A 360-nucleotide genomic window follows, 5' to 3' on the forward strand; every position below is an offset into this window, starting at 1 on the left:
AGCAGGCAGTAAAGCAAGCGACATGAGCACGTGCACCATTTTGAGATTTAAATCCATGGGTGCCACGGTAATTGCCTTTGTAAGTCCGGTTCAATCGTTCGATGATTTGTTTAAGGGGCCTATATTGCCTAGATACTTCGTCCTCGTTGGTTAAACCAATGACTTGAGTGATATCGAAGTTCAGGCCGTGTTGGGCCAGGAAATGTTGTGCCAGTTTGTAAATGGGGTTTCCATCAACGATGAGGTTTAAATCCTCAGGGATTTCGCTAGCTATATAGTGGTCGAGCACATCGTGAATGGCCCTGATTGCTAATTCAGTATTGCGTTTTTCAGACACTCTTTGGGATAAGATGATTTTAT

1 pseudogene is annotated in these 360 nt (G+C 43.6%); it reads right to left on the reverse strand.

Features of this window, described 5'->3' with window-relative positions:
- A pseudogene (locus ACYQ2O_RS12980) lies at positions 1-360 on the reverse strand (DDE-type integrase/transposase/recombinase); the annotation flags it as partial.

It is taken from the genome of Alkalibacterium sp. m-11 (assembly GCF_054658155.1).